The organism is Deltaproteobacteria bacterium (assembly GCA_016874735.1).
GTDB lineage: Bacteria > Bdellovibrionota_B > Oligoflexia > Oligoflexales > CAIYRB01 > CAIYRB01.
Genome location: VGTI01000114.1, coordinates 1 through 5934, shown reverse-complemented (window position 1 = coordinate 5934; position 5934 = coordinate 1). Strand labels below are relative to the sequence as shown.

At 48.5% G+C, this 5934-nt stretch carries 6 protein-coding genes; all 6 read right to left on the bottom strand.

Translation table 11 applies throughout. The annotated features are described in order from the left end of the window. Nucleotides 1–1017 precede the first annotated feature (1017 nt). The 6 genes from FJ146_19085 to FJ146_19060 all read right to left on the bottom strand — a co-directional run bounded on the left by FJ146_19085 (nucleotide 1018) and on the right by FJ146_19060 (nucleotide 5908). Nucleotides 1018–2013, bottom strand: a complete 996-nt coding sequence (locus tag FJ146_19085) for a hypothetical protein (protein MBM4254076.1) — start codon at nucleotides 2011–2013, stop codon at nucleotides 1018–1020. Then, nucleotides 2014–2688, bottom strand: a complete 675-nt coding sequence (locus FJ146_19080) for a hypothetical protein (GenBank protein MBM4254075.1) — start codon at nucleotides 2686–2688, stop codon at nucleotides 2014–2016. It abuts the gene before it with no gap. A gap of 546 nt (nucleotides 2689–3234) precedes the next feature. Further along, the gene (locus tag FJ146_19075) at nucleotides 3235–3597 is read right to left on the bottom strand and encodes a type II toxin-antitoxin system PemK/MazF family toxin (GenBank protein MBM4254074.1); all 363 of its coding nucleotides are present in this window, start codon (nucleotides 3595–3597) and stop codon (nucleotides 3235–3237) included. Further along, nucleotides 3590–3823, bottom strand: coding sequence for a DUF1778 domain-containing protein (locus FJ146_19070; GenBank protein ID MBM4254073.1), 234 nt, complete (start codon nucleotides 3821–3823; stop codon nucleotides 3590–3592). Before FJ146_19070 ends, FJ146_19075 begins: the two co-directional genes overlap by 8 nt. A 763-nt stretch (nucleotides 3824–4586) precedes the next feature. Then, a complete protein-coding gene (locus tag FJ146_19065) occupies nucleotides 4587–5390 on the bottom strand; it encodes an AAA family ATPase (GenBank protein MBM4254072.1) in 804 nt (267 codons plus the stop codon). After that, nucleotides 5387–5908: a hypothetical protein gene (locus tag FJ146_19060; GenBank protein MBM4254071.1), complete on the bottom strand. Its 522-nt coding sequence runs from the start codon at nucleotides 5906–5908 to the stop codon at nucleotides 5387–5389. Before FJ146_19060 ends, FJ146_19065 begins: the two co-directional genes overlap by 4 nt. Nucleotides 5909–5934: the final 26 nt, after the last annotated feature.

Sequence of the window (5934 nt, the reverse complement as noted above, 5' to 3'; positions counted from 1 at the left end):
GATAAATAAAGGAGCGGGTGTTCATCCGTGCCATAGGCAGAGGGCTGAATCCCCGCTCTTCCATCAAGACTTCACCAAGTTGCGGGACATCGATTATTTGTCCCTACTTTGCGGTGAAGTCAAAACGGCCAAATGATGCGCTTAGCATTGAGACGAATTGTAACTCACCCCAATTGGGGGTGCAATTTGATAGTGTTTTGTAGGGTTCTGATTAGACGGGATAAATAAAGGAGCGGGTGTTCATCCGTGCCATAGGCAGAGGGCTGAATCCCCGCTCTTCCATCAAGACTTCACCAAGTTGCGGGACATCGATTATTTGTCCCTACTTTGCGGTGAAGTCAAAACGTGCTCACTGAAGGCTTGGAATTCCCGAGCATTGTAACTCACCCCAATTGGGGGTGCAATTTGATAGTGTTTTGTAGGGTTCTGATTAGACGGGATAAATAAAGAAGCGGGTGTTCATCCGTGCCATAGGCAGAGGGCTGAATCCCCGCTCTTCCATCAAGACTTCACCAAGTTGCGGGACATCGATTATTTGTCCCTACTTTGCGGTTAAGTCAAAACACTGTGACCGTGTCGCCGTCCGAAATTACGATTGTAACTCACCCCAATTGGGGGTGCAATTTGATAGTGTTTTGTAGGGTTCTGATTAGACGGGATAAATAAAGAAGCGGGTGTTCATCCGTGCCATAGGCAAAAGGCTGAATCTCACCTTCCAATCACGACTTAGCTAAGCGCCAGATTTCACCAGCACTGAGCCACTCTGAAATCAACAGGAGCGCACTCCTCGATTCCGCTGAATGGAATGGCTCAAGGTTTTGATATCAATCGGGTTGTAATTGTCAAAATCCCGCAACAGTTGCGGCACAAGTTATGGCGCCTTCTCTCAGCGGTAGCACTGATTCGCTTGAAAAGTCTGATGGCCACTACCTCATAGGTCTCAAGTGGTAATCGATAGCAAAATGTGAAGAGCGATATACTTAAGCGCGCGAGCACACGGGCAATCAATTATCGGTTTCATGATCTTAGCTGGTCTTTGTCGCTCTTAATCTGCTCAAACAGTCTTTCCAAGCTATTCTCCATCTTAGACAACCTGTCCGCGTCGAATGAAAGTCGTGCCCTTAGTTCTCTCTCTGTCGCCTGGCCCTGAGCCACTGCCTCTTTGAGGTCTTTCTCACCTTCGCGAATTTCGTCAATGGACTTGAGAGTATTTGAGAGCTCTTGGGCCTTCGTTTGAAGCTCTGACTCCAACGCGATGCATCTTTCGTTGAGCCTTGCTATTTCCAGAACGGCGTAATCTTCCCTCTGGTGCGCCAGAGCTAGCTCTTTTTGGTGTGCTGTGATTTGAGTGTCTAGTTTGAGACACTTTGACTCAAGCTCAGTTTTTTCCATGCTGATGCTTTCGATTCCAGCTCTAAGCTGGTTTAGCTGTGTACGGGCATCGGCTAGCAGGGCAGCATTCGCCTCGGAGCGCTCTTTGGCTTTTTGTTCCCGTTCGGCGCTTGATTCAAGAGAGGCTTTAAGTTCAAGGGCCTGGGTTTTAGTTGCGGTGAGCTCGGTCCTTAATTCGACGATTTCGTCTTCAAGCCGTCGCTTTGCGATTTCCCGTTCACGCTCTATTTCATCGTTATCTGCAATACCCTTCTCTAGACGAGCAATTTCATCTGCTGCGTCGGCGAGAGCTCGCTCCTTTTCAGCGTCCAGCTGGGCCTGCTTCGCTAATTCGTCCGCCAACAGCTCCTTAGCGGACTGGATGGCTGACTGCCAAAGCACAGCTAGTGCTTCGGTCTGACTCGACAGCAGCTCTGGTGGTAACTCGGGCGCAGCGCCCTGCTCACGCGGGACACTATGGATCCAGGAGTCTAGGTGTCGTTTAATCGTCGAATAGCTGCCTCGCCCGCCGAGTTTTTCTCGGACTGCTATTATTGATACCGAGCGGCCGGCGGCCTTAAGGGCTTCCGCCGCGAATCTGACTTCTTCTTCACCTATGCCTGGGCGCATTGAGTTCTCCATTTAGAATTTCGCTGGCACTACTCCAGCTGCCTCTAGCTCCCTAAAAACTCTGTGACATGGTTCGTAGCTAGCTCCACTTGCCATGCTTGCTTCTGTCGGATTTCGTGCTCCTCGCTGAATAGCCGTAATGATGTCGGCTCGCCATTGGGCACCGTAAATGAGACGGTTTCTATACTGTTGATTTTGCATCGCAACGGATGACGGTGAAAGAATCCACTTTCCTTGCGGCACTAGGCTACCATTGGGAACGAGGAAGTTAGCGGTTTTGGCCCAGGCCTCTGCACCTCGTATTTCCAGTAGCGAGGGGGCGAGATCAGGATGGCCAACAAGTCTCGGCGCGACGGGAGCCAGCAGAAGAAGAGATTGCCATCTCTTATGGCCATGAGCCAAGGCGTAGGTAGCTAGTAAGCTTGCAAACTCGACGTTGTCTCCAAGCTTGTTTCGTCGCTTGAGGATCTTTGTCAGCTTCTCGATAATTACGGCCGAGCCATGGGCTTCCACCCAAGCGAGGACTGGTCCTAGCCAACGCTGGTCGTTACCCGGGGCAGCAAACGAGACGATTACATCAGCCAAGGCCTCTTCGAGGTCAGCCGCGGAGATTTGTTCGGTGGTGGGTCGTTCCGTCGCGGTCGTGACTCCGATGGCTGCCAGCTTCTCTTCGAGAGAAAGGGGCACGGCTCTCTTTTCGATTTTTCGCGAGGTGACCACTGGCCTACCTTTTTAGGATAATGCGCTCAGCACTTATTGGTTCATGCAATAAATTCTTCCCCAGCTTTTCCGCGTCTGTGATCAGTTCTGTTCGCTATGCTGGGATAATATTAAGGTATGAAAAAGTGTAATTATGATATTACGTAATTACATTATATGCAAGAAGGTATAGCTCAAATAACTGAAAATAATGGTTCTATTCGGTAATTTGTCTGAAGAGTAAATTATGAAACTTCAGGCTTTTTAGCGTCGACGAAGGCTTTACATAAAAAGGGTTATGTTAAGACCTGATTTCCTAACTACCTGAAGTGACGTCTAAATATGCAAAAAAGCCGACCAATGAATTTTCGTGGGTTTCTGGGTGGCATCTTTAACTGGTCCAAAATATTTATTTCGACAATGTAATCAGATTCTTAGGACATATTTCATAGACCCGTAACTTTTTTGCGTAACTAGTAAGGACATTCACAGTCTCTGCACTAACGACATCAAATTCTAAATTCAAAATTTGGCTTAAATCAGTTCGTAAAAGTCTTTGATCGCAGCTTCTACTTTGTCAGCTTCTTGTTTGGTTAAATGCCCCATACGCTTTTTAAACAGATTTTTGTCGAGGGTATAGTAATCTGTGCATCGGGCGTAGCTGTTGTAAAGAATCCCTGCCCTTGAAGGTTTGCCGTGAATCAAGACACTGAAGCATGATCCATCGGAGACGGTTTGTATCGGTATACAAACAGCCACCTTGGCTGTTTGTATGTAGGCATTAGGACTTATGATGATGTAGTACCGCCTTGGCTTAGTAGCATCGTTTGGTTGCGATGGATCTGTGCTGTTTCTCGCTTCATCCTGCGCCAGTTCCCATACATCCCACTTAACCATTTGTTATCCCCTGAAGCCCGTGCAATTCAGGCATGTAATTGGGATCTATTGCTAGTTCTTGATTCTTGGCTTTGGCAGCAATCTCTAGCTGCTTGCTTATTTCAAATCTATATTGGCTTGCGATGGCAGCTAGAATGAACTGCGTTGGAGTTTTGTAGCCGAAAAGTGAAACGGCTCTCTCGATCAGTTCCTTTTCTTTGCTGTCTTCTTTTATCTCGATCTTCATATCACCCCTTTCATACACCAACGAAGTGTATCTCTTAAGTGTATAGTATTACTATCGGCAAATCGAATAAAAACTTTAGCATATAGTTTAATATAATTAAAACATGATGTTACATTGAAAACTGGAGGCTATCCCTTGGCTATTAGTTTTCAATAGGTCCAGCAAAAGGTGCCACCCAGCGTGGGTTTTTTACTTAAAGAAAAAATTTTCCTAAAGTAAAATATCTCAAATGCCGATAGGTACTATGGAGAGCGAAGCTGGCCTCAAAAGAACTGCCACCGGTAGTGATCAAGTGCTGGGTTGACCGCAAGAAGAAGTCGAAGCCGGTTCAAGAGTGGATTTCAGAACTTGATGATCAAAGCCTTAACCAAATCGACAAATTGCTGCACTTGCTGCGTCTCGAGCGGCGAAGACTATTGTGCTTTGACACATAATCCTACCCATAAAAAGTTACGCTGCGCTGACGGAAAGTTGCACTTTATCGCGTGATATTTCGGTTCGCCCAATCATCCACTAGTTCCTTATTCAATTATTCAGCAATCGCAGTTTCGCCCCGGACTGCGGAGCAGGACGGGGCGAGTCTTGTGGTTGCCTTATGGTCCTTTCGACGGTGGCTAAAACTCTGGTTCAGACTGTTGTGGCTGGTCGACTGCCTGATCAAAGATTAAGGCGGCGAAATGAGCCAGGCGGGCCGCGATGGTCTCTAGCTCATGGAAATCTTGTTGGGTTAGGAAGTATCCTGACTCTGGCATGGAAGTGTCTCCTAGATTAATTCGCTGGCAGCAGTACGGATGTGGTCGGCTGTCACGGATCGGCAGTTTTCGATGGCGGCAGCCATGAGACCCCCAGCGGCGAGTTGGTTGGCGCGGCGTAGGCCGCCAGCAGATCCCTGCTGGATAGCTACCACGGCGTTAGGTTCAAATAACTGTGTCTTGATTCCGGCGACGCGTAGGTGGTGGTTTAGATATTCTTCCATTTCACCTTGTGTCAGAGCGCGCACTTGCGCCTTACTCATGACGCGTGATGCCAGAGGGGCGGCAGCGCGATACTGTAAGTTTTCAAGTAGAGCAGGTTGGCCGCAGAGCACGAGTGTCATGTAGTTGGCGCCGTCGTGTTCAAAATTCATGACCGTATGGAGTTCGGCAAGGACATCGCGACGGAGCAGTTGAGCCTCGTCGACACAGACTAAAACCCGTTGTTTACGACTGGTCGCTAGTTCTTTAATCACGGTGCGACATTCACAAAGCAGAGTCGTTCTTGACAAAGATTTGGGCGCCAGGTCTAGACCCCACGATAGCTGCTTATAGAATTCAGCGATGGATCCAGAAGTAGCAACGATGCTGACAATCTTGATATCTGACGAGTGGTAATGCGATAGAGACCACCTCATGGCCGTGGTCTTACCACTACCGACTTCGCCAAACACTATAAGGATCCCACCTAGATTTAGGCAGTAATCTAGCCGTTCTTTGACCCCAATCATGCTCGGCAGTTTGAGGAGGTCCTTCGTGGCAATATCTTTGGCAAAGGGCTCTGATTTGAATCCAAAGTGTTGCCGATGTCTCACGGGTGCACCTCATGAGCCGAAATCCGATTGGCAATCATACTGTCGAATAGTTGTCCTCCAGATGGTGGTGGTGGAGCCTGGTCGTTGGGTCCTGATTGCTTGGTTGTCTCTGATTTAGCCGCTTTGTCGTCACCCCAGTCGCGACCACCACGGGCATTCACGGTTAGATTTAGCGGCACCGCTTTGCCGAAGCTGACACCCTGGTACTGGACCTCAATGTCGTCAGGGGTGTGGTCATGGAATAATAGATCCACTGTCTTGTCGATCAGTTTGGCCGACACCTCGTAGACTTTGCAATTGATTTGCAGGGTCCGATCCTTCTTCACGCGGCGATTCTCGTGGCTACGAAAGTAGTCCATGATGCGATCAGGCGCTGGTCTCACGCAGGCTAGATCAGACCTATAGCGGGCATAGGGTGTCATACCTATGACCGAATGTTCTGAGTTGTTATAGGTGCTGACAAACTCATCTAGGCGTTCGTTAAGAGCGTCGAGCGTCATTGGATCTTTCGGCAGCATCGGCAGGAATGAGTCCCTAATGTTTT

Excerpts from the sequence above, each read along its gene's own strand:
- FJ146_19075 (MBM4254074.1), bottom strand. The coding sequence starts at position 3,597 with ATGGTTAAGTGGGATGTATGGGAACTGGCGCAGGATGAAGCGAGAAAC.
- FJ146_19070 (MBM4254073.1), bottom strand. The coding sequence starts at position 3,823 with ATGAAGATCGAGATAAAAGAAGACAGCAAAGAAAAGGAACTGATCGAG.
- FJ146_19060 (MBM4254071.1), bottom strand. The coding sequence starts at position 5,908 with ATGCTGCCGAAAGATCCAATGACGCTCGACGCTCTTAACGAACGCCTA.
- FJ146_19085 (MBM4254076.1), bottom strand. The coding sequence starts at position 2,013 with ATGGAGAACTCAATGCGCCCAGGCATAGGTGAAGAAGAAGTCAGATTC.